Genomic DNA, 24,043 nt, shown 5'->3' with positions numbered 1-24,043 from the left:
TCACTCCCACTATAAAGTATCGTTTTCTCCTGTTTCCTCACTCATTCTCAGTATTTCAACTTTGACAGCCTAAGAGATAGTAGTGGAGAATGTACTCTGCACCTCGATTTCCGTAAGAGCGTAGGCGGGAACAGAGCTTAGGAATGACCTTCTTCCAAAACTGTGGATAATTGGTATGATCGCACAGTGGATCTCCATATTCACCCTCGGGGTTTACCCTCCCATGTCACACTGGGTCTATGCCCTTACATTCCTTCGTTCTACCTCTCAAGGGGTGGAGGCCGATTCTTGCTCCTTTACGGGGTCGTTGCCCTTACTGAATGTAGTACTTCGGCTTCTCCGTGCTTTCGTTGTCTAAGTTGTACACATGTGAATAAGTTGATCTGCAGGCCGTTTGTTTCCTTGCTTTAAGCAGCTTCTTGCTGGATCTGGAACTGCCTTACTGGACCCATAACATCGATTGCACTGTACTCTCTTTGCTTTGTCCCCAGCGTATGCAGGACTCGAATCAGTTTTCCACATAACGCGATGATCGATTGTTTCTTCTTCAGTGGATTCTGGCTCCTCGTCGTGTAATGCTTATGAAGCGTCTTGAACTCTTCGTTCTTCGCTACCATGGGCATCACCGCTCGGAACAGCAGCGCTCGTAAACGTGACCGTCCGCGCTTGCTAATCCCGGTCTTACCCTTCCGCTTTCCCGAACTATTCTCTTTGAGATTTAGCCCGGCAAGCCGGATAATCTGCTGGCCATGATCGTAGTTGTTCAAGTCACCGATCTCGGCCAGAAATCCAGCTACAGTAATTGCCCCAACCCCGGGTACGGTAAGCATTTCCTTCGTTCCTGGGATGTGTTCAAGGATCTCCAGCACTTTATCCATAATCTCTTCCAATTGCTTACTAAATAGATCATATTGACCCAGCAACGTGCTTAATTCCATTCGAGCCGCCATACAACCTTCCGTCAACCCAATGGAGACCGTTGCAGCGGCTACTAACTTCTCCGCGCGCTTGATGCCCACACCGCGTTTCACTTCCGTCTTCCAGTGTACTAGGACGTCTCTAGCCCCCTTGCCGACGATGTCCGCTGGCATCGGGAACGCCCGCATGGTCATGAGCGATGCCTTGCCCTCCCATTTCTTGAATACGCAAGCATACTCGGGGAAGAACCGGTCGAACCAGTTGCTGATTCGGCCTTTCACTTGCGTCAGGCTGGCTGATACCTTCTCCCGCAGATTCATCAGGATTCGCAGTTCCGCGTATTCCTTCGTCGGCAGTTTCGGTTCTGAGTATTTTCCATTCCGAATGAGATCCGCAATGACCTTTGCATCTTTGTAGTCGCTCTTCGTCTGCGAGTTATCCTCAAGCTCTTTCGTCTTGTTTACGTGATGCGGATTAACGACGACGACCTGGATTTGTTGTTGTTCCTGCAGATAGGCAGCTAACGGAAACCAGTAGTGTCCGGTAGGCTCGATGCCAAACACAATGTTCGTCTTCCCGTGTGCTTGACCAAGCTCCTTCATCCACGTTGCCAGCTTCGATAGTCCTTCCTGATCGTTGTGAAATACACAGTCCTTCCCAAGTTCAATGCCTCGGAAATCTACGGCACGTGCGACGTGAACCTTCTTCGCGATATCTGCACCGACCACCAGTGTCGATTCGGTAATTCGTGTAATCCGTTGATTCTGCTTTTGTTTCAGTTTATACTTCATATTGAGCGTCCTCCTTCAAATTAGGGCAGTGAATGGCCACCATTCCAAGACCCAGCATACAGGAGGCGCTTTTTGTTTTCAAAGAGCAAATTACTTCATTACAGGAATGGCTCCTTTTAACCGTACAACTCTTTTATTATGCGAAGCGCGCCAATGGTTTGTGTATATAGGTCCTGCTGGGCATCAGCCCAATCCGAAGAATTCATTCCTACATATACTGCTTTAGCCTAATTTAGAAAAGGAGTGAAATCGAATGGCGTTTATGCCTCCGCCTGGACCACCACCTGGATCGACTGGACAACAGGGACCAGTATTCCCCCCTCCACCTTTTGAACCACCCATTTCTGCTTTTGCTGTTGACCCCAGAGCGATTTCCCGTTGCTTGCATCGAAACACTTTTGTTTGGCTTACTAATGGGAACCGCTTCTGGTTTTATCCAATTTTTGTGGGAGGTTTTTCGGTTACTGGTTATTGGTGGACCGGTAGGTTTTGGATGCCCTTGGCACTTGGCTTTAGAGAAATTAGCTCATTTTCATGCTTTTAAATTTTCCTAACTTCTGCATTCTGTCCGTTTTGATTTGTAAAAACGATAAGTAACCTCTCCAATCAAGGAGCCGCGTGGCAGTAGCTGCTCCTTTTGGCTTGCTCACAAAAACTTTTGCACTTCATATTTTTCCCCGATTTGCCGCAAAGGAACTTTCCCCGTCCTATGCCTTGTACACTTATCTGAACGAAACAAATCCTTGGCGACTAAGGCATACGCCCGTGTCCAGATTGGAAATCCACCATATATATGTATTAACCTATAGAAAGAGGTGAGACCATGTCTCAGGCTGCTATTCCTAACCACACGATGACCTTGGATCAAACGGTACCTCTCTTGCTGGCTTCCATTGCTCAGGAGGAGTTTGCGCTTGCGTATATTATGAATGCAGAGGCAGAAAGATCGCAATTCCTAGTAGGAACTTTAACAACCAAGGCGGATGGCGCTGGCGCCAGCTTCTCGCCGACCGCTGTATCTTTATCCGACCTGCTAGCATTGAATGCCAGCGTGCGCAAAACCTTGCAGGATGTCATCAACAAAGACATGCTTCTGCACTACCGATTTGAGAATGTATTAAATCTCATTCAGGCAACGCCTAAAAATCGCTAATCGGGACATAACCAGCCAACCTATCGAATAGGAGGACACCCGGACCGGTTACCCTGAATGACTACAATACGTAATCTTGAGCATCCTGTCATCAGTCAACAACCGGTGCCTCTGTCCTGCTCTTCCTGTTATCGATCGGACTTCGCCAAACCTCTTCACTCTCGGTCATCCACGGACTCGCGGAAGGGGCATGACCGGGAGCGAAAGCTGTAAGCAGCTTGCGCTTCTTTTCGTAGTAGCCCATAAGCTGAGTCATGGTGTACACCAGATATTCCTGCCGGGAATTACCGGGGGCTATATGGGGGATCAGGCTGCGCACATTCCCTTGAAGCATCTTTTCTTTGTCCGCATCCCATCGCAGCCCGTCTTCGCCAAACTCCGATTGATGCCGCAACAGAACATGGAGCTTCCGGTACAGTATGCCCTGAAGATCAGTTACAACATGCAGCAAGAAGGCTGAGGTAGCCTCCAATGTATTGATGCTGCTGGATTCAGGGCTTTGGAACTTTCGCTCCCCGGACACTTTCGCCAGCAAGGCGGCGGCGCCGAGCATGTGGAATACGGCATCTTCCATGGAAAGATGCGAACGGCAGCAGCTTTTGAAGCTATTCTGTATGCTGTTCAGCAACGCACTCGTCCCCTTTACTCTTCATCCCATTCTTCCTGAACTTCAATCTGCAAGACATCCTCCAGTTTCTTAAGCAGCAGCCATTCCTTCATGACAATCGTTTCCATCATGCGGTTAACGGATTGGTTGACGGCTACTATTTCTTTGCTTGAAATAAAAGAACTATCTTTATATTGCCCGACGAACATCTGTATTTTTTCAGCCTCGGCATGAATTAAATGCGATAATGCCGTTTCTTCTAATGCAATAGATGCCAACAGATCGATTACGACTTCTTCAAGCGAGGGCCTGAACTTTTCTTCAGGAATTTGCGGCATACTCACAGCAGTCATCCTCCTTGCATCATATGATTCAGTGTATGATGAAGGTGTTGTAGGCGTCACACGATTTATAAGATTGTCTATGCCCCGGAATCGGAGCATCACTTCTTCCGGATTTCAAGGACATGGCCGTTCGTATCCTCGAACAGGATATAATCCTTGCTGTCCTTATCCGGGTGGTCCAAGTAGTTAATCCGGATGATGCTGCCGGCCTTTTTCCACTCGGTCATAGTCCAGTCAACCTCTCCGTTCTTGCCTTTGGAATCGCTGGATGCCTTCCATCCGCTGCCCGCCATTTCCAGGTCATAGTAAGCTTTGGCCGCCACCAGATCTCCGTCATTCAAGACGTACGAAGCTTTGCCCGGACTGGCTTCCATGGACGGAAACCAGGGCAGGTCGAAAGTCTTCGGTTCGGCCTGAGAGCTCGGCCCGCAGCCGGATATAACGGTAACAAATGCGGAGATGATGAGATAGAACTTTTTCATAGATGAACACAACCCTTTCCATCGTTAATAATCTGGCAAACTTGATGATTTAAGATTTCTTTCCTCTACATTTCGTCTGTCATGGCGCCTTGCACGGTGGCCCGCGCGAACGGGAGCCCCTTGAGCTGCTGCAGATCCTTGGCCGTCCCGGTGACGACAACCCCCAGAATCCGGATATCCTGGACCGTAGGTTCGGACTTGCCGGCACGCAAGTAATCATACAGCTTCTGAAATTCTTCGCGGTATTTCCTGCTTACTCTCAATCCGTTCTGTACCGCGAGGATGAAATCTTTCTCGCTGCCGTCCCCTCCTTCCAAGCCGCGGTCTTCAGCCTTAAATCCGTACACCGCCCCCGCATGTTCGGGGGACTTCCGCTCATCAACCGATTGCTCATCATAAGCATCCACCCAGTACCACTGCGCATGTACACCGTTCGGAAGCATGCCCTTGATCTGCTCTACCGTGTAAGGTTTATCGAAAGATACGGCGATCTCCGCAACCTTGTTCTCCTTTCTGTCGAGCTTATCGACGTCCTGGGCTATATAGGGATAGGGATGAGAAGGCAAGTAAAACCGCAATTCCCTTTGCGCCGTCTCTGCATTGAAGCTAATATGAGCCTCCTCCAGTCTCTGCGTGTCACGTTCGATTGGAATGGGTCTATTTAATGGATGAAAGGTGTTCCACATCGAATATTCATACAAGCGGTCCTCCCATTTAACCGGCTGTCCTTCGATCAGCTTATAGCTGCGATACTGAACGGTATTTCGGAAGAGTCCCTCACTCACCGTGGTGCTCTGCATAACCTCCACATTGGGCTGGGTAATGCGCTTCATCACGGCGATATCCCGCTCCAGTTGGCCGCGGCTTACTTCGTTTAGTAAATATCCCCTGGCTCCGATATATCCGGCTAACACGATCATCACGACCAACGCGGATATCCCGGCTTGTCTCCCTATGCTCTTTCTCTTCGCTTTCTTCAGCAGCCCGTCCATCCGATCGCTTCCCAGCTCAAATCGATCATCCGTGCTCATGTTGAACCCTCCTATAAAGTTGCTGAAATTGCTGCCGCGCCCGATATAAAGACATTTTCACTACCTCTTCCGTGGTGCTGAACACTTCGGCCATTTCCTTATAACTAAAATCGCATTCGTATTTCAAAATCAGCATGTGCTTATACTTCGGGTTCATTTGCTCCATCGTGGCCTGAATGTCTTCTTTGCACTCGTGGTTCAACACCTCATCCTCCAAGGAACGCTTGCTTATGAACTCCAGCGTTTCTATAGGAATTTCCGCTCTTCTTTTTCTCTTCCGGACCAGATCGATGTACTGATTGTAAGCTACCCGAAACATCCATGGACCGAGACGGTCGCGATCCAGCTCATGAAGCAGGAGGATGACCTTACAGAGCGTATCTTGAACCACATCCTGAGCATCGTCATGGGATACGCCCATCTTCCTCAGATAGCGAAAGATGCTTGTTGCTTTTTCCTTCAATACATCATCTAATGAATCCACCTCATACCGTTCCTCCTTTCTGAGTAGAACACGAATGAAGCCTGTTTATGTTAACACCTTTTTGCAAAAAAAAGGAACCTGTTCGCCAGGATCACACTTAAGCGCAGGTAACGTCCAGCACAATAAGCCCGCTGATCGTTTCTCAGCAGGCCCCGCGAGTTCGCTTTATCCAGTTTTCCCCACTCATCGTATCTTTCGCATAAGCCTACAGCCGCGACTTTCGGATCACGTGGTGCATCACCTCCGAAAAAACCAGACCCATGGCGATCGCCCCCGACAACATAAAGGCTTTGGCTGCCAGCTGCACGGCTAAATCATACTGGTTCTCGACCACGTTCCGCATCGTATCATAAGCCAATCCGCCGGGAACTAACGGGATGATACCCGCCACGCTGAATACAGTGATGGGGGTTTTATACATCTTGGCAAAAAATTGGCTCGTCACCGCAACAAAAAAAGAGGCAATCATCGTGGCCAAGATCGGATCGGCGGGAACCTTCAGCAAGGAAATATATAACAGCCAGCCGAACATCCCGACAAAGCCGCACTGTACCAGCGTCCCCTTAGGAACATTGAAGAGGATTGCAAAGGCCGCCGAAGCAATGAAGCTCATCAAGAGCTGTTCGCCGATCATCCGATCCCCTCCCCGCTGTAAAAAGAAAGAACAAAGGCGATGCCGGCTCCAATCGCAAATGCGGTTAAGAACGCTTCCGCCCCTTTCGAAACCCCGGAAACAAAATGCCCGGCCATTAAATCCCGGACGGCATTGGTAATCAGAAGTCCCGGTACCAGCGGCATGACGGAGCCGATGATCATGTTATCCAAATCATGACCGAAACCTGTTCTCAAGAACAAATAGGCCGTCGAACCAATGATTAAAGACGCCAGAAACTCGGCGAAAAACTTAATCGGCACCCATCGGTGAAAATAGACCAGGAAGGAAAAGCCCGCTCCTCCGCATAGAAAAGTAGGGATAAAATCACCCCATGCCCCGCCAAACATGATTAAAAAGCAGGCGCTTGCCACGGCTGCCGCTGCGATTTTGAACCAAAGCGGATACCCGGGGTTCGCCCCATCGATTTCTTCCAATAACCGATAGGCCTCCGTCACCGATAATTCCCCCTGGCTAATTTTTCGGGAAATGGCGTTCACGACCGTAACTTTACGCAAATCCGTTGAACGTTCGGATATTCGGATTAATCGGGTTGTCTGTTCCGGTCCGTCTATCGAAAATATAATCCCCGTCGGGGTTACAAAGCTGTGAGCATGCCGTACACCGAATGCATCTGCAACACGTGTCATCGTATCTTCCACCCGGTACGTTTCCCCGCCGTTCTCCAGCATGATCTTGCCGGCCAATAAACAGACTTGCGCGATCTCATAGGTTGAATTGGATAGTTGATTCATTCGCTAGCTCTCCTGGACTACAGATACTTTCACGACTGAAGGGAAACCTGACCACGAACGTTGTTCCTTCCCTGCCTGATTGTTTGACTTCTAACCTGGCCCTATGCCGTTCCGCAATGGAGCGGGACACGGCAAGCCCGAGGCCGGTCCCCGTTTCCTTCGTCGTGAAGAAAGGATTGAATATTTCTCTACGGACTTCAGGCGGGATTCCCTCACCTTCATCCGATATTTCTAAAATAATTTCTTCGGCCTCCGTATAAGTTTTGAAGGTTAAATGCCCGCCATGATTCATGGCTTCTATCGCATTCCGACTCAGGTTAAGCATCAATTGCCGAATCTCTTGTTCATCCAACATCAAATCGGGGATCGTCCCTAATGCGGCGATAATACATACATCCCCCTTACTAGCATCGGATTCGATTAAAGGCAGCATGTATTCAATGATGCTGTTTAGATTATGTTGTCGTTTCTCGATAAATTTATTATTCGCCAATGAAAGATATTGTGAAATGATGGCATTCGCCCGGTCCAGCTCACTAACCATTAAGAGGAACGTATCTTTATACGAACCCCAATCTTCTTTCTCCATCAGTAACTGCAGATATCCCTTCACCGTAGTCATCGGATTTCTTACTTCATGAGCAATACTTGCCGACATCGAACTAAGCAAATGATATGTATCGATATGAATTCCCGTTATATCCCGGCCGATCGCATAGATAAGCTGCGCTTCCCGATTGACTGAGCACGTCCATTGAATCCACTTGCAGGTTTGTTCCACATTCCGATAGCGGTTTAAAAAGGACACCGTCGCTTGTCCCCGGATGAGCTTCTGCACTTCCAACGTAGAATTATCCACATCGTCAGGATGAAGGCAAGCGAACACTTGTTCCAGTGAGGTCCATGATTCATTTTCCCCCAAAATTCTTGAAAACGAATGATTGACTTCGACAAGATTACCGTTGAAATCAATGATCATCATGATATCTAAAGATAAATCAAAGAAATCCCGAAAATGATCCACAAGATCCCCTCCGTTACCGAATTACAACTTCTGCAATTTTCCGCCGACACTATATATACCTAAAGAAAATACGATAAGGGATATTTTGGTTTTCCCTTCGCTTTCATCATTCAATTATCAACCTTAATGATACTTGTTAACCGCATAAATGTTTATGATCTATATGGTAAACGCCTATAATATATAAGCTCTATAAGGCGACCGGATACCGTTCCCGTAATGAAAGAGCCGAGGAGAACAGGGGGCAACCCCCGATTCCCGCTCGGCGCGTGAATAAGTTATGTAAGCTTGGGACAAAACGGTAATTTGCTGAGGTTATTCGGATAACGACGGGGAAGGCTTCAAGCCTCCGCTACGGAATCCGTAACAAACCGGTTCACGATGGTTTGCAGGCGATGGGAGAGCTTCGCCAACTCCTCAACGGAGCTGTTAACCTTATCCATCATGAGTGCCTGTTGACCGGACTTCTCCGAATATTCCCGGGTCACTTCATTCACACCGGCCGAATAGTCCTCGATTCGTTTCATGGAAATGTCCATCTGCTCGCTGCCTGCAGCCATTTCCTCTATGCCTGCCGAGATGTCCTGGATCATGCCGTTGATTCTTTCGATCCAACCGTTCATTTGCCGGAACGCCTCTGAGACTTCGCCCACCTTCTGCTGCCCCTCATTCATTTCGAGGATCCAGGCTTGGCTGGATTGAAGAAGGCTTCCTGTATCCTCCTGGATGTAGGTAACAACGCTTCGCACGTGGTCTGCGGCACTTCGGCTATGCTCGGCCAGCTTACGCACCTCATGAGCAACTACAGCAAAGCCGCTGCCCGCTTCCCCGGCCCGTGCTGCTTCGATCGAAGCATTGAGCGCCAGCAGGTTCGTTTCTTCCGCTATATTTTTGATTGTGGCGATAACGGTGTCAATTTCTTTGGAGCGGTCGGCCAATTGCTCGATCTTGCTTTCGGTTTCCCGTGATTTTTGCTCGATGAGCTGCATTTTCTCCAAGGTACCCTTAACGGAGGTTTGTCCTTGATTGGACAGCATCTCCATATCCGAGGACAGGTTGCTGACTTCATCGATGCTCGCTGCCATCTGCTTCAACCCGGCGGACATTTCTTTAATCACAACGACATCCTCATGAACCTTCTCTTTTTGCTCCCTGGAGTGATCAGCCGCCCGTTCCAGGCCTCCGTAAATCTCCTGGGAAGATTGAGCTGTCGTCAATGCGTACTCCCGGATGCCATCGGATACATGAGAGAGCGTGCCGACCGTTTGCTTCGTTTGGGACACAATAGAGGCGACGCTTTCCCTCATAATCTCAAACCCGTTTGCCAGCAATCCAAGTTCATCCCTACGCTGGATCTCGACAGGTTGGGATAGATCCCCTTCCTCCACACGCTTAAATGCCTTCAAAAGCTGGCGGATAGGCAGGACGATCGAATACGTCAAAGCAAGTCCCATCACACTGAAAATCACAATGGAGACGACCATCAGAATGAGGGTGCTCCGCTTCACTTCCTGATGTTTATCAATCGAAGATAGATATTTGGACTCCGCTTGCTGTTGATTCGTCTTGAGCAGCTCCTGGAAGATTTCTTCAATCCCTTCTTCCTTGGCCAAGAGCTGCTTATCAAACATCGATTTGGCCTGCTCCATCTGATTTTGGTTCACGAGTTGAAACACATTGTTAACGGTCGGCTGGAACGATTCCCACAATGAGCTTAACAGCTGCAGCTCGTCCTTCTCACCCTGCGTTAAAGATCCGTTATCCAAAGCGCCCAGTTTTTCAGTCACACTTTTCGTTTCCAAATCGACTTTCTCCAATTGCTTCTTTCTTGAATCCGCATCCGTCACCAGCAAATAACTGCCTACGGCGGTGTTGATCCGATGAATCGAGCCGGAGAGCTCATTCAGCTGCTCAACCATGCTCAAATTATTTTCATAAATATCAACCAAATTGCTGTGAATCGTCTGTGTATTTCTCAAGGAACCGATATTAGCCACTATGAGAATGATTAAAAAAGCAATAAAACAAACAACAAATTTCACAGGAATTTTAAGATTATGAAACCATTTCATTTGAAGTTTGCCTCCTATATAGAAAACTGATAAAAGTTGGAACACTCATAGGCGGGCTCCCGAATGGGAAACCCGCCTGGAATCTACTACCCGCCGAACAAGTGAGGCAGGAACAAGGATACCTGAGGGAAGTACGTTATGATGATAAGCACAACAAGTAAAACTAAAAATTGCGGCAACAAAGGTCGAACCATTTGCGCCAAATTGACTTTCGCAATCGAAGAAGTCACGAATAAGCAAACGCCAAGCGGCGGTGTAATCATGCCGATCGTCAGGTTAACCACGATGATGACGCCCAAGTGAATCGGGTCAATGCCGGCTGCCAGAGCGATAGGCAGGAACAGCGGAGTAAAGATGGTCAACGCCGAGATCGTATCGATGAACGTTCCCGCAATCAGAAGTACAATGTTGATCAAAAGCAGGATTACCCACTGCTGATCCGAGATGCTGCTTACCAGCGCTCCGAGTTGATCCGGAATGTCGTGGAATGTAAGCAACCAAGTGAACAGCGTCGCATTGGCGATGACGAACAAGATCGTTGCCGAGCTGAGCGCGGAATCAAGCAGTGCCTTCCGCAGCTTTTTGAAGTTCAGCTCCTTATAAACAAAGGACCCGATAATCAGCGCATAGATGACGGCGATGACACCGGACTCCGTCGCGGTAAACATCCCGGAACGGAAGCCGCCTATAATAATAACCGGGAGTAGCAGCGCCAGGAACGCATCCTTGAAGCCGGCAACAATCTCCTTGCGGGAAGCCATCTTATCCCGTCCGCGAATGTTGTTTTTCTTACCGTAATAGTACACGTAGATCATGAGTACGACAGCCATCAGAATCCCCGGTGCGACACCTGCCAGGAACAAATCGCCGATCGATACGCTGGCCATAACGCCGAACAAAATGAACGGGATCGACGGAGGAATAACGGGACCGATGGTGGAGGCCGAAGCGACGAGAGTCGCCGAGAATCGGCGGTCATACCCCTGCGATACCATGGCCGGAATCAAAATACCCCCGATGGCAGCTGCATCCGCTATCGCCGAACCGGAAATGGCGGAGAAGAACGTACAAGCCAGTACGGCGACCATGGCCAGACCCGCCGGCCAATGGCCGACAAGCAGCGACGCAAAATCGATGAGGCGCTTGGAGATGCCCCCCACCGTCATAATTTCACCCGCCAAAACAAACAAGGGAATAGCGACCAGCGTGAAAGAATCGATGCCGGAGAACGTTTTTTGGGCAATAATAACCAAATCCGTATCGGTCAGCCATAACCCGACCAGAGAGGTAATACCAAGTGCGAACGCAATGGGCACCCGAAAGAAAAAAAGTACGAACAATAAGCCTAGAAGCCAAATCATGCTACTTCGCCCCCTTGCCGTTTCCCGCGAACTTCTTGGGCAAACGCCTTAACCAAGTAATACAGCATCAGCACGCCGGAGATTGGCATGATGATATACATGTACATCAACGACACTTGAAGCGTCGGTGTCGTTTGCAATTTGGAGTTCATCGTGTGAACCCAGCCGTAATAGGTGAAGAACGCGACGAAAGCAATCGTAACCACATATCCGACAGCGGTCACCGCAGTGCGGATTTTCGGCGGAAGCTGATTAATTACGTCAACATTCAAATGACTGTGATATTTCGTGCCGAGCACGGCGCCGATAAAGGCCATATAAGCAAACGCAAAGCGTGTGACTTCCTCTGTCCAAGGCGTTGGAATTTTGAGTACAAACCGGAACAGCACTTGCAGAAAGGTAACAACGACAACAACGGCCAGACAGCTGCCGGCGATGATCTCGAGCCAATGACGAAGCCATTTCATAACGGGATGTCCCCCTCTCTTCTTAAAAAGAAGGATACCAAAGTATCCTTCTTTTTCTTTTTTTAATAAACGTTACCAGATTCGCTTACTTCGCAGCAGCTTTAATTTTTTCGATCAAATCTTGCGGTACTTTGTCAGCTACAGCTTTGGATACATCCTTCGTTACAGCTGTAAACGCTTCGGCATCCGGCTTCGTAATGTTGACGCCTTTCGTTTTCAGCTCTTCCAGAGATTTGGTTTCAGCATCGGCAAGCGTTTTACGTGCAGAGGCAGTCGCTGCTTGAACCGCTTCCTGGACCCATTGTTTCTGTTCGTCGTTCAAGGAATTCATAAACTTTTTGCTCGCAATAACAGCTGCCGGAGTATAGGTATGGTTCGTCAGCGCCAATTGCTTTTGAACCTCGTAGAACTTCATGGACATAATCGTGGCGATCGGATTCTCTTGGCCGTCGACAACCCCTTGCTCAAGCGCACTGTACAGCTCGTTAAAGTTAACAGGCGTCGGGTTAGCCTCTAAAGACTTCATAAACTCGTTCCATACCGGAGCCGGCTGAACGCGAATTTTCAAGCCTTTCATATCCTCCGGCTTCACAACCGCTTTATTTTTAGTTGTCACATTACGGAAACCGACTTCCCAGTATCCGAGGCCGACCATACCTTTTTCATCGACCTTCTTCAGTAAGGATTTCCCGATTTCACCATCCAGCACGCCGTACACATGCTCTTTGCCCTTGAAGAGGAACGGGATCCCGAAAACGTTCATTTCCGGCACGACATTGGCCAGGGAGCTGTCAGCAGCTAACGTCGTCATATCGATCGTGCCGTTCTGCACGCCTTCAACGGCGTCCTTTTCGGAGCCAAGCTTAGCGTTAGAGTAGATTTTAACCTCCATGGCGCCCTTGCTCTTTTCTTCCAGCGACTTTTTAAACGCTTCAGCCGCAATATTGTACTGGTGCGTGTCCGAGCCGGTATGAGCGAGCTTAAATGTCACTTTAGGCGAATTCGCCGTTTGATTCCCCGCTGCCGCATCCTTATTATCGGTGCTCGAACCAGAATTGGAGCCGCAGCCCGCCAGCAAACCAGCCATCAATGTAGCGCTCAGAACTATCAAACCTGCTTGTTTTTTCATTTTTCTCATCCTCCTGATTGGCATGTTTTTTTATGATTAATAAAGATCAAATCTCTGATCATCGAAAACAGGAATTCGTTTGCGGATTTCATCCACTTTGGCCAGATCGATGTCAATCACATAGACCTGCTCCGTGCCGTCGCCTTCGAGCAAAACCTCGCCCCACGGATCGATAACAAGAGAATTCCCCGGGAATGCAGTCTCACGGCTTGTCCCGCAGCGGTTAACGGCAATCATGTAAGATTGGTTCTCGATCGCCCTGGAAATGACGAGCGTTCTCCAATGGTCTACCCGTGCTGTCGGCCATTGGGCCGTATTGATGATCACTTTGGCACCTAAGGAAACCAGCTTGCGGAACAAGAGAGGAAAACGCAGATCGTAGCAAATCATCGTCCCGATACCCGTACCCTCATAATCAAACAGCCCGAAGCTATTGCCGGCCTTCAGATATTGATCCTCGTCCATCAGACGGAACAAGTGCACCTTGTCATACCGCAATACTTCATCGCCGTTCCGGTCGAAAACAAGCATCGTATTGGTGATGTCCCCGCTGCCTGAATCTTTATAAAGAACGCTTCCGCCCACAATCATGACGTTATGAGCTTTAGCGTAGGAGGAGAAGAGGGCTCTTGTCCTTTGACCGTCGGCATCCGCAAGGGCGTCGCCTTGTTCCAACGCATAGCCTGTGTTCCACATTTCCGGAAAAATAATGACATCCGGCGATTGAGCCATCGCTTCATCCAGGAAGCGCTCGACTTTCCGGTAATTCACTTCCGGCTCCCCGATTTGTACGTCCATCTGAACCAATGCGACCTTCATCGTTTAACCTCCTGTAATAACCGAATATTCGCCCCTCAAGCTCCGGCCCAGCACGGGATCGGATATTTCATATTCAAATTTGCTTCCGTATACGAACCCTTCCAAGGTCGGTACCGTTCCGGAGAAAAAGACGGTATGGGAAATGTCCGTATACCCGAACTCCTCTAATTTCTCTAACAATTTCGAGAATGGAAGCAGTGCAGTAAGGTCGTGCTCCTGATACAGCCGTCTTCCCCCTTCATCCGTGATCCAGGAACGAAGCACCAGTTGATCCCAATGATCCTCCACATCTTTAATTCTCCAGAATGTGGTGATGAAAGGCTTAGGACAGGCCGCTTTAGATTTAGCGATATCTTCTTTCTCGAGAAGACGATCCGTATGATCGCTGCCGATGGTCAGCAGCCAGTCGTCGCCGTCATGGTAAACCACATATTCCACTTCGCCGGATGTTTCCTTGCCGGGAACGGTAATCGTCTGCTCGTTTGTCAGTACGCTGATGTCTTGCGGATATAAAGCTGGAATGGTCGGTGGCGGAGCCACTCCGATCTCGGCAAGCTCATGAATATGCTCGTGCACCTTCTCGATATCTCTGCCCATGTAGCCCATAACAAGCACTTTTTGAACCACAGTCTCTTTCTTCGTCATGCTTCCGTCTTTTTCTTGAATGGTAATTGGATAAGTGCGCATTAATCTGTCTCCTTTTTGGACTTTAGGGAAGCTAGAACAGCCGTCCGTGTGTGTATGATATGTTCATGCATGGCTTGCTTAGCGAGCTCCACATCGCGCTTCTTCAATTGTTCGATAATCGCCCGATGCTCCTTCAAGGTTCTTTCCACCCGGTCTGTCGTATCCAACGCCACGATACCAAACCATCGCATTTGATCGCTTAATGTGTGCATAAGCTGGATTAATCGATCATTGCCCGTTAATTCAGCCATATGCATATGAAAATCTTTGTCCATCAAAATAAAGGATTGGTTATTCCCTGTGTGTTTTTCCTGCTGCACAAATATTTCTTCCAGCCGCTCGATGTGAGCGTCCGTGATCTTGGGGATCAGCAGCTCTACAACAAGGGCTTCATTGGCCCCCCGAAGCTGCAGCACTTCTTCGACGTCCTTCTCCACAATATGGCTGACGAAAACTCCCTTTCGCGGAACAGACTTCAACCACCCTTCCATCTCCAGCAGCTGGAGAGCCGCCCGAAGAGGGGTACGGCTAATCCCCAATTTCTCGGAGAGGTCCCGTTCGTAAAGGACATCCCCTTGAGCAATCACATGATTGATAATTGCATTCTTGATTTCATCATAAGCATGATCCCTAAAGGATTGGGGTTGTTGAATTTTCGTAAATTCCAAGGTTATGATCCCACCTTCAGATTGCAACTTGTAAGTATTTGAAATGCCACATCTGGTATGTGGTATACCAACCAGACCGAAAATAAGAACCGTATTACGCTGTGGCATCTTTCATTCGTTCGAATGAATAATGCTCTGCTTCGTTCCGAATTGGATTGATACAAATATAACGGATGGCACATTTCATGTCAATATAGTTATCATTTATTTTAGGAAAATATGATAGAAACCGATTCCATTCCGTTACGACCATATAAATAAGAGTTTTTATGTTATATTACTTTACAAAAAATTAATTATGAATCTGCATTTCGAACTCATTTCGCGTAATAACGTACTTCAAACAGTTTACAACCGTTCGGAGTTATCCATGGACCGTGCTTCATTCCCGGCGGGCGGCAGGCCACCATGCCTTGCGTAAATTCCTGATTGAGCGTCAAATCAATCATGGATCCTTCGATGATGTAAATTTCCTCCCAATAATCATGAGCCTGCACACCGTTCGGAGACGTATCCGTTCCCGGAACATAGCTAAGAATTCGTGTAACCATTCCGTTATCCGGATCTCTAGCGATGATTCTTTCCGTTATTCCTTCGATTCCGCCGACTGGAAGTTCTTCGAATTCATGATAGTCGATAAATTCCCGTTCTGGTTTGGCCATCGTCTGGTTATCCTCCCGCCGCTGATCATGATGCTGGTATGTGGTATACCAGTTCGGAAATAACTAAACATTCAAAATTTCCAGAATCCTCTAATACTAAATGCTGAAATCAGTATATCTTCCATTTTTAGTCATGTCAACACTTTTTATAACCGCTTACAAGGAGCGATTGGATACCTGTTTCCACCATGCCAGGCAGCCATGTTATTATTGTTTACATGACCGTTCCTTTACCGGTAGACTGCTATCCATAGGCGATCGGCCGCCCCTTTGACTAGAAAGAGCGGCCGAAATGCCTGATATCCCCTGCGCGGTAACTTATGGCATCAGGTGGATACTTATTTCATCAATACGTAAACATCTTCATCATCCGCTTCGACGGGAAACCCTCTCAGCTTGACCGACGCATCCACCAGGTGATGGCCTGTTTTGAGATCGAATTCCCAGCCGTGCCAAGGACATCGCAAAATCTCTTGATCACGGCCGTGCTCGTATTCATATACCATCGAAGGCAGACGCGTCCCGGATACCCGGCCGACACAAATAGGTGCTGCCGCATGCGGGCAAACGTTGCGCCACGCATAATACTGGCCATCCACCAGGAAAATCCCCAGCTCCATCCCTTTAACCTCTACGATCAGTCTCCCTTTTTCACGGAGCTCTGCGACTTTGGCTACTGCGAATTTATTCATCCCGCTTCTCCCTCCGTGCCGGCTGCATCGACTGTTTGATCCAGACCGTACAGCTGAATGGCATTTTTGGCACCAATTTTTTCTCTTAGCTCGCGCGGAAACAAGGAGAGCACCATTTTCGGGTTATCGTAGTCCCAGTGCGGATAGTCGGAAGAATACATGATCATATCCTCGGCGCCGCTCATTTTAATAATTTGAACAAGGTGTTCGGGATCGGCAGGCTCCTCAATCGGCTGTGTCGTAAGTACTACATGCTTGCGGATGTATTCGGACGGCAGCTCTTTCAACCAGGGCACCGTATCCCGCAGCGCCTTGTAATTTTTATCCATACGCCACATCAAATGGGGAAGCCAGGAGATTCCCCCCTCGATGGCGACAAATTTCAACTTGGGGAACTTCTCGAAGACGCCTTCGCATACCAAGCTGTTCACTTGCGACATATAGTTAATTGGAATAATATTCTGCCATTCCATATAGCGGGTCGGGTATCCGGATGGCGTCGGAGGATACGAAGGACCGATTCCTTCGTTGCCCGGATGAATGGCTACCGGCAATCCGTGCCGTTCAGCCGCTTCGTAAATCGGATGGAAGAACCGCTGTCCGAGCAGTGTTCGCGACACGCTGCACATCATCACTTGAACGATATCGGGATGGCCGGCCAGCCGCTCGATTTCTTTGACTGCTGCGGCCGGGTCGGTATGGCTAACCAGAATCGAGCCTTTATAACGAGGGTCGGCTTTCAGCCAAACTTCATTCTGCCAATCGTTGTGAGCCGACGCTACGGCATTGGCGTAATCAGGATCGTAGTTTAAAGAAATGCCGATCATGGAAGCGTTCCCTGTCAAAATCGCATAATCGATTCCATACTTATCCATGTGGTGTTTCAATGCGAATACGGGGTCGCTGCCGGGTTTGCTGCCTATATCAGAGATGGCGTCCTTCCGGATATACCCGACGGAGCTCCATGGTTTTCCGCCAACGCCGATCCCGCTCTCTAACCATTGTTGATGAAATGCTTTTGGTAAAAAGGGAAGGAGATCTTGGGGACTGGAAAGATCATTGTGAAAGTCTGTATCAATCAATCGAGGGGCTACACCCATTTGTTTCACTGCTCCTTCTTCGTTATTGTTTATACGCTGGCGGCTTCACTGCGTTGTTCGGCCGCTCCAAGCCGCGAGTCCGTTGTGGTTTTGTCCCGTTGGATGTCCTTTTTTTTAGTGATTTCGACGATGCCGTTATCGGCGTCCACCTTGACCCAATCCCCCGTTTCAATCATATCCAGCGGGTCCTGATCCAGATCGGTCACTGTAGGCGCATGTGAAACTACGGTACCTAAGGCCGCCTTCGTCGTCATGATATTAAAAATCATGGCTTTAGGGGCCGCACCCACCATTCGCGCCATGTGAAAATAGGCGGACCAGCCGGAGGATCCCTTGGCACCGGGGAATACAAGAACTTTATCCTTAAAGCTCTGGCCTTGCAGCTCATGCTGCAATTCAATAATCGTACCGGTCATCGGGTTGATGCCGCCCCAGCCTGAAATCGTATCCCGGGTCACCAGAGCCTCGCCTTCCGCGCAGCCGCCAACTACTTTTCTTCCATGCAATACGATCTTTGTCATCTCAGCCCTCCACTCCACTTGCCGGTTACAGCCGCATCGATGCAATCCTTCAGTGATCCAAACCAGCATTGTATCCCCATGATCGCCGGCAGGTAGTGGGCTTGCTTCGCCGAATCGGTTGCCACCACTTTCGTTCCGGGCGGTAACACTTGCCCAAGTGCAGGGCATGTATCGCTCATCAAGAAACCTCCGGCTTCGGTAATGATTTGGGTATAACCGTTCCGGTCCGCCAATTCCCGGATAGCCCTCGGCGTAAAAATCCACAGCTGCGTACCGCTGTTTACGCGTTTGCCTTTCAGCAGCTTGCAGATTTCCCAAATCTGCTCGATAGACGCGTGCGGGCAACCGAGCATAATAAAGTCTACATTCGTGTCTTTGGCCGAAACGTTCAAGCGATCATACGCCTTTTGCCGCTCCGCCTTTCCAAATTTGAAGGTGTACTGCGGCTTTCTCTTTCCTAAAGCATCTTCGATGGATTGCGCCTCAGCCGTTATTTTAGGGATATGATACATTTCAACTCCGCCCGATGACGCTGCAGAGGCTCCGAAATGCTTGATGCGATATGAATTTGGAACATGTCGGACGCCGCTAAGGACCGGTACCCGATCGCCCACGACCTCTCCGACATAGTACCCGAGCAGCCCCCAATCGGTCATGCTCTCGACTTCCCATTCGACTTCGACCAAGTCTGTAGCTAAACGATTCTCGTCGATATGGTATCCCCAGTATGGAATCCGGCCGGTCAGCATGGCAGCGCCCGTGCTTTCCCTTCCTTCACAATTCGTGCGGGCCCCGAGCACCGAGTTGATATAGATCACGGCGGAAGATTCCATCCACGCGCAGTGCTCTCCTTTCACCGGTATGTTCCCGACCTGATAAGGAGCGCAGGTGCTCATGAGCTGAATGCCGATCCCCGCGTTATATGCCTCGTGCTCCTTGATGGATTGTACTCTTTCAGGCGTACCCCCGAGCTGCTCCCAGTGGGCGGCATCAAAGCCGGTAATCAGCTGACAGGAGTGGGTTTTCACCATGGGAATTTCGACAGCCTCCTGACTATCCAGATTGAATTCGGAGAATAAGGCGTCGAATCCATATTTAGCTGCATACTCCCGCATTAAGCCGCTCGAGGCGACTACCGTCGTGCTTACATTGCTGGTTTCCACCAGTTTTTCCGCTCCTAATGCCTCACCGTAACGTACAAGTAAATCCATTGCCTTTTGTACGGCACGACCATCCCGGCCATCGAGCATATATTTCTCTTCATCGCTCAATTTCATGGTGAACCTCCATTATTTCCTACAGTTTGAGCATGCCTAAATCCATGTACGCCGCTTCTTCCTTATGGAACAAGTGACTCGGTTGAACTGCGTTTATCGTTGCGCTCCAGGTTATCCCTCACTCGCTCATGCAGCGCATTGATGTCGATTTCATGCACGCTTCCCTCACCTGCAAGATCCAGCGCGTGAGCTGCGGCCGCTCCCATTGCAATGCACGGCCCCATTACGCGTACGCTTGAAAGGGCGGCTGTATCTGCGTCAATACAGCGTCCGGCAGCAACCAGGTTATCGACATCGGGGGGCGTCATGCTCCTGAGAGGCACATAATGAACATGGTCTTCGTCGAAAGTTTCCCATACATAACCCTCTAAATGGCTATGAAGCTCAATCGGCCAAGAGGTGCGCGCTACGGCATCGGGAAAGCGCGTACCCGCTCGCACCTCGTCAACTGTCAGCTGCTTGCTGCCGACAATCCAACGCGTTTGACGGATACCCGGCAGGCCGTAACCGCGGACGCGTGCCTGGCCGAACGCCAGAGGGAATTCCGTTTTCAAGAAATGAATGTACTTATCAGCCTGGGCCTTGCCCTGCAGTGCGCTGGCCGAGGCCGCCACCGGTTCAAGAGGTGTTTCCGTATGCGTCATGTTGACAAGGGCTGTACCACGTCCCGGGAAGGAGAATGCAAAGCCGTCTTTACGTCCAAGCCCGTACAACTCGCCCTTTTCTTTTTGATGTGCATACACTTCTTCTCTGGTTGGGTAATGGCTCTCATCCACACCTTCAAGCACGACCATCTGGGTACCGTACACCGAAACCTCGGCCGGTTCCTGGCAAGGCAGCCCTGCTTGCCAGGTTAGCGCTGCGTCACCCGTCGCATCGACAAAGCCGGTTGCAGTGAGATGGATGTCGCCGTAACGCGTGGAAAGATCAATCGAAGTAATGCGCCGTTCTTCACGTGTAACCTCCCTCAGAACAGCACCGAGAATGACCGTGATGCCGGCCGCTCGCACGGCCTCTTCAATCCACCTTGACAAAGCGATTTCGTCATACATGACGGAGTTCCATTCTCCCCAGCGATAATGCAATTTTCCGGCGGCGCCAAGATCCCGGATGATTTCGTCGGCAATCCCGTGCGTGAGCTGGTATCCGTTTTTTCCATTGGAAAACAGTCCGCAGAATATGCCGATGATCGAATTGACGGCCTGACCGCCCAGGGCTGGAAGCCCGTCGACCAAAACAACCTTGCGCCCAAGGCGCGCTGCCTCCAGCGCGGCCGAAATACCGGAGATTCCTGCGCCGACGACACAGATGTCCGCTGCTATTTCTTGTACAGGATTCGCATTGTTTTTCCGGACCACGCGTGTAGCTGTGCTTGCTTTTGCTCCTTCAATCATGTAAACACTCCTCCTGATTAGTTGTTAGGGTTAACTTCATGCCAACATTTTTGTAAACGCATACAACTTTGATATACACAAAAATTAACAAAAAATATTCGGTAATACAATTTGTTTTGCGTATACAATGTATTGTAAAAAACGATAGCTTCAGCAAGCGCCTAAATTTCTCCGGCTGCCCATAACGAAAATAGTATTGGTACCGCATTTTAGATATTGTATACTTGTAGTAAATAGCCTCTAGCGTCTCCTGTACATCCGTAACAAGTCACAAATAATCATACGTAACGATTCACAATTCTAACGCTGCTTACGAGGGAGATACAATGGAAATTCATCAGTTGGAATACTTTCTGGCCGTGGAGAAATACAAAAACTTTTCTGCCGCCTCATTGGAAATCTCGATATCGCAGTCCACCTTGTCACAGCAGATCAAGAAACTGGAAGAGGAATTGGGCGTGAAATTGTTCGTGCGCCATCCGCGTTCAGTTCGTCTGACTCCCGCTGGAGAAGAGTTTCTCGTTCATGCACGAACCATCGTTGCGGAGATTAAACAATCCCTTGAAACGGTGCAGAAGTATACGAATTTTGATAAGGGGAATTTCAAAATCGGGGCATTTCCCCATGCTGAATATTTGGGGCTGAGCAAGATCATTATCGACTTCATCCGATGCTATCCAGGTATTCATGTAGAGGTTCACTCTGCCAGTACGGATGATTTGCTGAAGGAATTGCGTGAGAAAAAAATTCAGGCTGCGTTCATCAATTCACCCTTTACGGGCGATTATGACATTGATTTCAAGCCCTTGATGAGCGATCGGGTCGTCATGGTCGTATCGGCTTCCCATCCATTGGCCAAAGAAGAAAGCGTCGACCTTCGCGATCTGTCTCAAGAAAATTTCTTAATGGTGAAAACCAGTCCTTGGCTTCGCAATGCTTTGCTGCATGTGTGCAGCGAAGCCGGGTTTCAACCCAAAATCATTTTGGATTGCAGCCATGTGGAAACCATGCGGGGTTTTCTGGAGGAAGGCCTTGGTGTAACCTTACTGGGGAGCCGGGTTGCCCAGCGCTTCGTCAACTCCAAAACTTCGATTGTGCCCATTAAGCAAGTGCTTGAACGGCATAGCGGTCTCGCTATTCCGAAATACCCTTTCTCCAAACCGCCGCTTGCTACGAATCTTTTCCGGAAATTCACCCTTGATGCGCTCTCTAAAGCCCCGAAATAGATGAACAGCCGGCGGATTCATAGCCGTCAAATCAAATGCACCCCTTAGAATATGGATTGGATTACCTTCGGATTTTTCCAATCTCTATTCTAAGGGGTGCGCCTGCATGGACCTATTTCCACGGCAGCAGCTTACGCTCCGCCCAGCCCAGTGTACGGTTAAACAAAAGTCCCCACACGGAAAGAATGACGATGCCGACCATCAAGTGTGTAGTCATCATCATATTGCCGTAATGCAGAATCATCGCACCGACGCCCTTGTCGGCGGCAATCATCTCCGCTGAAATAAGCAGCAGCATGGTATAGCCTGCCGACAGTTTTAACCCGGCAAAAATCATCGGCAGGGAAGCCGGCAGGATCACCTTACGAATCACATTAAGAGGCTTCGACCCGAAGGTCACCGCCGCTTTGATTAAAATCGGATCGACGTTTCTTACTCCGGAGTAGGTGTTGATGACGACAGGGAAAAATACGCCAACGGCAATGATTGTAATTTTCGGCGTTTCGCCGATGCCGAGCCATAGAATAAACAGCGGCAACAACGCGATCTTCGGGATGGGATAAAGCGAATAAATGATCGGTGTCAATATGGCGTCTATCCACCGGAAGAATCCGAGAAGAAGTCCTACGACAATGCCGATGCATACGCCTATAGCATAGCCTGAAGCTATCCGGTACAAGCTTGCCAGCACATTCTGGTGAATTTCCCCCGAAAGCAGCATGCCCCAGCCAGCTGTAACAATAGATATCGGCCCCGGTAAATACGACGATGACACGACCCCCAGACGGCTGAGCACTTCCCATACAACAAGAATTCCAAGTATCCCCAGCACTGAAACATATCCCGGTGTCTTTTTCTCCATAAAGGCTACGCGGTTACGGATAGCTTGCTTCGTAGACGGCGGAACGACTGGTCTGGAAACCGCTTGCTCCATCACTCGGCCTCCTTCAAGGCTTCTTGAGCGTCATGCCGAATAAGCTGCCAAATCTGATCCGCATAACGGTCAAATTCGACACGGTATTTTTCTTCATTACGCCCGGTTTTCGGCAGATCGATCGGAATAATACTCTTAATCTCTCCCGGCCGCCGTGACATCACAATAACCCGGTCAGCCAAATATACCGCTTCCTGGATGTTGTGTGTAACATAAAGCGTACTCAGCTTGGTACGGTTCCAAATCGACAGCAGCTCTTCCTGCATAATGGTACGTGTCTGTGCATCAAGCGCCGAGAACGGCTCATCCATCAGCAGCAGATCCGGTTCGACGGCCAGTGCCCTTGCGATCCCGGCCCGCTGCCTCATCCCGCCCGACAGCTGCTTCGGATACGCGGATTCGAACCCGCTCAGCCCGACCATCTCGATATACCGTCGTCCCTTTTCCCGCTGCTCCTCTTTGCTGGCCCCCCGCTCCTCCAGCCCGAACACTACGTTTTCGTAGACGGTTCGCCAAGGGAACAGCGCAATTTCCTGGAATACGATGGACAGGAGGGGCTCCTTGTTCCCCTTTACGCCCCCAAAATAAACTTCGCCCGAGCTCGGGCTCATCAGCCCACCGACAATATTTAGTAAGGTTGATTTGCCGCAGCCGCTTGGCCCGACCAATACGACAAATTCCTGCTCTGCTATCGTAAAATTGATGTTTTTCAGGGCCGTCACTTCTTGCTTGCGCGAGTCGATGAAGCGCTTTTCTACGTTTTCAACGATGATCTTCATGATTACTCCACCAC

26 protein-coding genes are annotated in these 24,043 nt (G+C 49.4%); 2 read left to right on the top strand and 24 right to left on the bottom strand.

The features are described from left to right. Positions 1-407 precede the first annotated feature (407 nt). The gene (locus tag FKP33_RS05530; protein ID WP_141334116.1) at positions 408-1,709 is read right to left on the bottom strand and encodes an IS110 family RNA-guided transposase; all 1,302 of its coding nucleotides are present in this window, start codon (positions 1,707-1,709) and stop codon (positions 408-410) included. 823 nt (positions 1,710-2,532) lie between these two features. Here FKP33_RS05530 and FKP33_RS05520 point away from each other — a divergent pair. Continuing rightward, positions 2,533-2,862 carry an alpha-helical endospore appendage domain-containing protein gene (locus tag FKP33_RS05520; RefSeq protein WP_054795758.1) on the top strand — a complete coding sequence of 110 codons (330 nt, stop codon included), beginning with the start codon at positions 2,533-2,535 and terminating at the stop codon, positions 2,860-2,862. A 91-nt stretch (positions 2,863-2,953) separates the two neighbouring features. Here FKP33_RS05520 and FKP33_RS05515 read toward each other — a convergent pair whose 3' ends face one another. From FKP33_RS05515 to FKP33_RS05415, 21 genes are all read right to left on the bottom strand, one after another. After that, positions 2,954-3,490 (bottom strand): hypothetical protein, encoded by a 537-nt coding sequence (locus FKP33_RS05515; RefSeq protein ID WP_054795757.1) that lies wholly within the window; start codon positions 3,488-3,490, stop codon positions 2,954-2,956. Between the two features lie 14 nt (positions 3,491-3,504). Further along, positions 3,505-3,807 carry an alpha-helical endospore appendage domain-containing protein gene (locus tag FKP33_RS05510; RefSeq protein ID WP_230876189.1) on the bottom strand — a complete coding sequence of 101 codons (303 nt, stop codon included), beginning with the start codon at positions 3,805-3,807 and terminating at the stop codon, positions 3,505-3,507. Positions 3,808-3,911: 104 nt separating this feature from the next. Then, on the bottom strand, positions 3,912-4,295 hold the full coding sequence (locus tag FKP33_RS05505; RefSeq protein ID WP_127606722.1) for a hypothetical protein: 384 nt from the start codon (positions 4,293-4,295) through the stop codon (positions 3,912-3,914). Positions 4,296-4,360: 65 nt separating this feature from the next. Next, positions 4,361-5,326: an anti sigma factor C-terminal domain-containing protein gene (locus FKP33_RS05500; protein ID WP_141334114.1), complete on the bottom strand. Its 966-nt coding sequence runs from the start codon at positions 5,324-5,326 to the stop codon at positions 4,361-4,363. Further along, on the bottom strand, positions 5,313-5,810 hold the full coding sequence (locus FKP33_RS05495; protein WP_155615001.1) for an RNA polymerase sigma factor: 498 nt from the start codon (positions 5,808-5,810) through the stop codon (positions 5,313-5,315). Before FKP33_RS05495 ends, FKP33_RS05500 begins: the two co-directional genes overlap by 14 nt. A gap of 205 nt (positions 5,811-6,015) precedes the next feature. Next, on the bottom strand, positions 6,016-6,444 hold the full coding sequence (locus FKP33_RS05490; RefSeq protein WP_141334112.1) for a threonine/serine exporter family protein: 429 nt from the start codon (positions 6,442-6,444) through the stop codon (positions 6,016-6,018). Next, positions 6,441-7,217 carry a threonine/serine exporter family protein gene (locus tag FKP33_RS05485; RefSeq protein ID WP_127606716.1) on the bottom strand — a complete coding sequence of 259 codons (777 nt, stop codon included), beginning with the start codon at positions 7,215-7,217 and terminating at the stop codon, positions 6,441-6,443. The genes FKP33_RS05490 and FKP33_RS05485 overlap by 4 nt, the downstream gene beginning before the upstream one ends. Then, on the bottom strand, positions 7,189-8,241 hold the full coding sequence (locus FKP33_RS05480; protein WP_141334111.1) for an ATP-binding protein: 1,053 nt from the start codon (positions 8,239-8,241) through the stop codon (positions 7,189-7,191). Before FKP33_RS05480 ends, FKP33_RS05485 begins: the two co-directional genes overlap by 29 nt. Before the next feature lie 341 nt (positions 8,242-8,582). Continuing rightward, positions 8,583-10,313 (bottom strand): methyl-accepting chemotaxis protein, encoded by a 1,731-nt coding sequence (locus FKP33_RS05475; protein ID WP_141334110.1) that lies wholly within the window; start codon positions 10,311-10,313, stop codon positions 8,583-8,585. Between the two features lie 86 nt (positions 10,314-10,399). Beyond that, positions 10,400-11,674, bottom strand: a complete 1,275-nt coding sequence (locus tag FKP33_RS05470) for a TRAP transporter large permease (protein WP_141334109.1) — start codon at positions 11,672-11,674, stop codon at positions 10,400-10,402. Further along, the gene (locus FKP33_RS05465; RefSeq protein WP_141334108.1) at positions 11,671-12,141 is read right to left on the bottom strand and encodes a TRAP transporter small permease; all 471 of its coding nucleotides are present in this window, start codon (positions 12,139-12,141) and stop codon (positions 11,671-11,673) included. The genes FKP33_RS05470 and FKP33_RS05465 overlap by 4 nt, the downstream gene beginning before the upstream one ends. Before the next feature lie 85 nt (positions 12,142-12,226). Next, positions 12,227-13,270: a TRAP transporter substrate-binding protein gene (locus FKP33_RS05460; protein WP_127606706.1), complete on the bottom strand. Its 1,044-nt coding sequence runs from the start codon at positions 13,268-13,270 to the stop codon at positions 12,227-12,229. A 36-nt stretch (positions 13,271-13,306) separates the two neighbouring features. Further along, positions 13,307-14,089: a carbon-nitrogen family hydrolase gene (locus tag FKP33_RS05455; RefSeq protein ID WP_127606704.1), complete on the bottom strand. Its 783-nt coding sequence runs from the start codon at positions 14,087-14,089 to the stop codon at positions 13,307-13,309. Positions 14,090-14,092: 3 nt separating this feature from the next. Beyond that, on the bottom strand, positions 14,093-14,776 hold the full coding sequence (locus FKP33_RS05450; protein ID WP_054799116.1) for a DUF2848 family protein: 684 nt from the start codon (positions 14,774-14,776) through the stop codon (positions 14,093-14,095). Next, entirely contained in the window at positions 14,776-15,444 is a 669-nt protein-coding gene (locus FKP33_RS05445; RefSeq protein WP_141334107.1) for a GntR family transcriptional regulator, read from the bottom strand. Before FKP33_RS05445 ends, FKP33_RS05450 begins: the two co-directional genes overlap by 1 nt. A gap of 317 nt (positions 15,445-15,761) precedes the next feature. After that, a complete protein-coding gene (locus FKP33_RS05440) occupies positions 15,762-16,106 on the bottom strand; it encodes a cupin domain-containing protein (RefSeq protein WP_054795747.1) in 345 nt (114 codons plus the stop codon). Between the two features lie 338 nt (positions 16,107-16,444). Next, on the bottom strand, positions 16,445-16,798 hold the full coding sequence (locus tag FKP33_RS05435) for a Rieske (2Fe-2S) protein (RefSeq protein WP_054795746.1): 354 nt from the start codon (positions 16,796-16,798) through the stop codon (positions 16,445-16,447). Further along, on the bottom strand, positions 16,795-17,898 hold the full coding sequence (locus tag FKP33_RS05430; RefSeq protein ID WP_127606700.1) for an amidohydrolase family protein: 1,104 nt from the start codon (positions 17,896-17,898) through the stop codon (positions 16,795-16,797). Before FKP33_RS05430 ends, FKP33_RS05435 begins: the two co-directional genes overlap by 4 nt. 29 nt (positions 17,899-17,927) lie before the next feature. Further along, on the bottom strand, positions 17,928-18,419 hold the full coding sequence (locus tag FKP33_RS05425) for an aconitase X swivel domain-containing protein (protein ID WP_141334106.1): 492 nt from the start codon (positions 18,417-18,419) through the stop codon (positions 17,928-17,930). Then, positions 18,416-19,696: an aconitase X gene (locus FKP33_RS05420; protein WP_127606696.1), complete on the bottom strand. Its 1,281-nt coding sequence runs from the start codon at positions 19,694-19,696 to the stop codon at positions 18,416-18,418. Before FKP33_RS05420 ends, FKP33_RS05425 begins: the two co-directional genes overlap by 4 nt. A 62-nt stretch (positions 19,697-19,758) precedes the next feature. After that, on the bottom strand, positions 19,759-21,090 hold the full coding sequence (locus FKP33_RS05415) for an FAD-dependent oxidoreductase (RefSeq protein ID WP_127606694.1): 1,332 nt from the start codon (positions 21,088-21,090) through the stop codon (positions 19,759-19,761). A 326-nt stretch (positions 21,091-21,416) separates the two neighbouring features. Between FKP33_RS05415 and FKP33_RS05410 the strand changes: the two genes are divergently transcribed. After that, on the top strand, positions 21,417-22,316 hold the full coding sequence (locus FKP33_RS05410) for a LysR family transcriptional regulator (RefSeq protein ID WP_141334105.1): 900 nt from the start codon (positions 21,417-21,419) through the stop codon (positions 22,314-22,316). 112 nt (positions 22,317-22,428) lie between these two features. Here FKP33_RS05410 and FKP33_RS05405 read toward each other — a convergent pair whose 3' ends face one another. Next, positions 22,429-23,250: an ABC transporter permease gene (locus FKP33_RS05405; RefSeq protein ID WP_054795742.1), complete on the bottom strand. Its 822-nt coding sequence runs from the start codon at positions 23,248-23,250 to the stop codon at positions 22,429-22,431. Then, positions 23,250-24,029: an ABC transporter ATP-binding protein gene (locus tag FKP33_RS05400; RefSeq protein ID WP_127606688.1), complete on the bottom strand. Its 780-nt coding sequence runs from the start codon at positions 24,027-24,029 to the stop codon at positions 23,250-23,252. The genes FKP33_RS05405 and FKP33_RS05400 overlap by 1 nt, the downstream gene beginning before the upstream one ends. Between the last annotated feature and the right edge of the window lie 14 nt (positions 24,030-24,043).

Origin of the sequence: Paenibacillus sp. tmac-D7, from assembly GCF_006519665.1 — a bacterium.
Lineage (GTDB): Bacteria > Bacillota > Bacilli > Paenibacillales > NBRC-103111 > Paenibacillus_G > Paenibacillus_G validus.
Note: the sequence above shows the minus strand (reverse complement) of the source record. Positions and strands in the feature narration are given on the sequence as shown.

What these genes read in the sequence shown, in the direction of transcription:
- FKP33_RS05530 (WP_141334116.1), bottom strand. Translation starts at nt 1,709, where the DNA reads ATGAAGTATAAACTGAAACAAAAGCAGAATCAACGGATTACACGAATT.
- FKP33_RS05520 (WP_054795758.1), top strand. Translation starts at nt 2,533, where the DNA reads ATGTCTCAGGCTGCTATTCCTAACCACACGATGACCTTGGATCAAACG.
- FKP33_RS05510 (WP_230876189.1), bottom strand. Translation starts at nt 3,807, where the DNA reads ATGCCGCAAATTCCTGAAGAAAAGTTCAGGCCCTCGCTTGAAGAAGTC.
- FKP33_RS05505 (WP_127606722.1), bottom strand. Translation starts at nt 4,295, where the DNA reads ATGAAAAAGTTCTATCTCATCATCTCCGCATTTGTTACCGTTATATCC.
- FKP33_RS05500 (WP_141334114.1), bottom strand. Translation starts at nt 5,326, where the DNA reads ATGAGCACGGATGATCGATTTGAGCTGGGAAGCGATCGGATGGACGGG.
- FKP33_RS05490 (WP_141334112.1), bottom strand. Translation starts at nt 6,444, where the DNA reads ATGATCGGCGAACAGCTCTTGATGAGCTTCATTGCTTCGGCGGCCTTT.
- FKP33_RS05485 (WP_127606716.1), bottom strand. Translation starts at nt 7,217, where the DNA reads ATGAATCAACTATCCAATTCAACCTATGAGATCGCGCAAGTCTGTTTA.
- FKP33_RS05475 (WP_141334110.1), bottom strand. Translation starts at nt 10,313, where the DNA reads ATGAAATGGTTTCATAATCTTAAAATTCCTGTGAAATTTGTTGTTTGT.
- FKP33_RS05470 (WP_141334109.1), bottom strand. Translation starts at nt 11,674, where the DNA reads ATGATTTGGCTTCTAGGCTTATTGTTCGTACTTTTTTTCTTTCGGGTG.
- FKP33_RS05465 (WP_141334108.1), bottom strand. Translation starts at nt 12,141, where the DNA reads ATGAAATGGCTTCGTCATTGGCTCGAGATCATCGCCGGCAGCTGTCTG.
- FKP33_RS05460 (WP_127606706.1), bottom strand. Translation starts at nt 13,270, where the DNA reads ATGAAAAAACAAGCAGGTTTGATAGTTCTGAGCGCTACATTGATGGCT.
- FKP33_RS05455 (WP_127606704.1), bottom strand. Translation starts at nt 14,089, where the DNA reads ATGAAGGTCGCATTGGTTCAGATGGACGTACAAATCGGGGAGCCGGAA.
- FKP33_RS05450 (WP_054799116.1), bottom strand. Translation starts at nt 14,776, where the DNA reads ATGCGCACTTATCCAATTACCATTCAAGAAAAAGACGGAAGCATGACG.
- FKP33_RS05440 (WP_054795747.1), bottom strand. Translation starts at nt 16,106, where the DNA reads ATGGCCAAACCAGAACGGGAATTTATCGACTATCATGAATTCGAAGAA.
- FKP33_RS05435 (WP_054795746.1), bottom strand. Translation starts at nt 16,798, where the DNA reads ATGAATAAATTCGCAGTAGCCAAAGTCGCAGAGCTCCGTGAAAAAGGG.
- FKP33_RS05430 (WP_127606700.1), bottom strand. Translation starts at nt 17,898, where the DNA reads ATGGGTGTAGCCCCTCGATTGATTGATACAGACTTTCACAATGATCTT.
- FKP33_RS05425 (WP_141334106.1), bottom strand. Translation starts at nt 18,419, where the DNA reads ATGACAAAGATCGTATTGCATGGAAGAAAAGTAGTTGGCGGCTGCGCG.
- FKP33_RS05420 (WP_127606696.1), bottom strand. Translation starts at nt 19,696, where the DNA reads ATGAAATTGAGCGATGAAGAGAAATATATGCTCGATGGCCGGGATGGT.
- FKP33_RS05415 (WP_127606694.1), bottom strand. Translation starts at nt 21,090, where the DNA reads ATGATTGAAGGAGCAAAAGCAAGCACAGCTACACGCGTGGTCCGGAAA.
- FKP33_RS05410 (WP_141334105.1), top strand. Translation starts at nt 21,417, where the DNA reads ATGGAAATTCATCAGTTGGAATACTTTCTGGCCGTGGAGAAATACAAA.
- FKP33_RS05405 (WP_054795742.1), bottom strand. Translation starts at nt 23,250, where the DNA reads ATGGAGCAAGCGGTTTCCAGACCAGTCGTTCCGCCGTCTACGAAGCAA.
- FKP33_RS05400 (WP_127606688.1), bottom strand. Translation starts at nt 24,029, where the DNA reads ATGAAGATCATCGTTGAAAACGTAGAAAAGCGCTTCATCGACTCGCGC.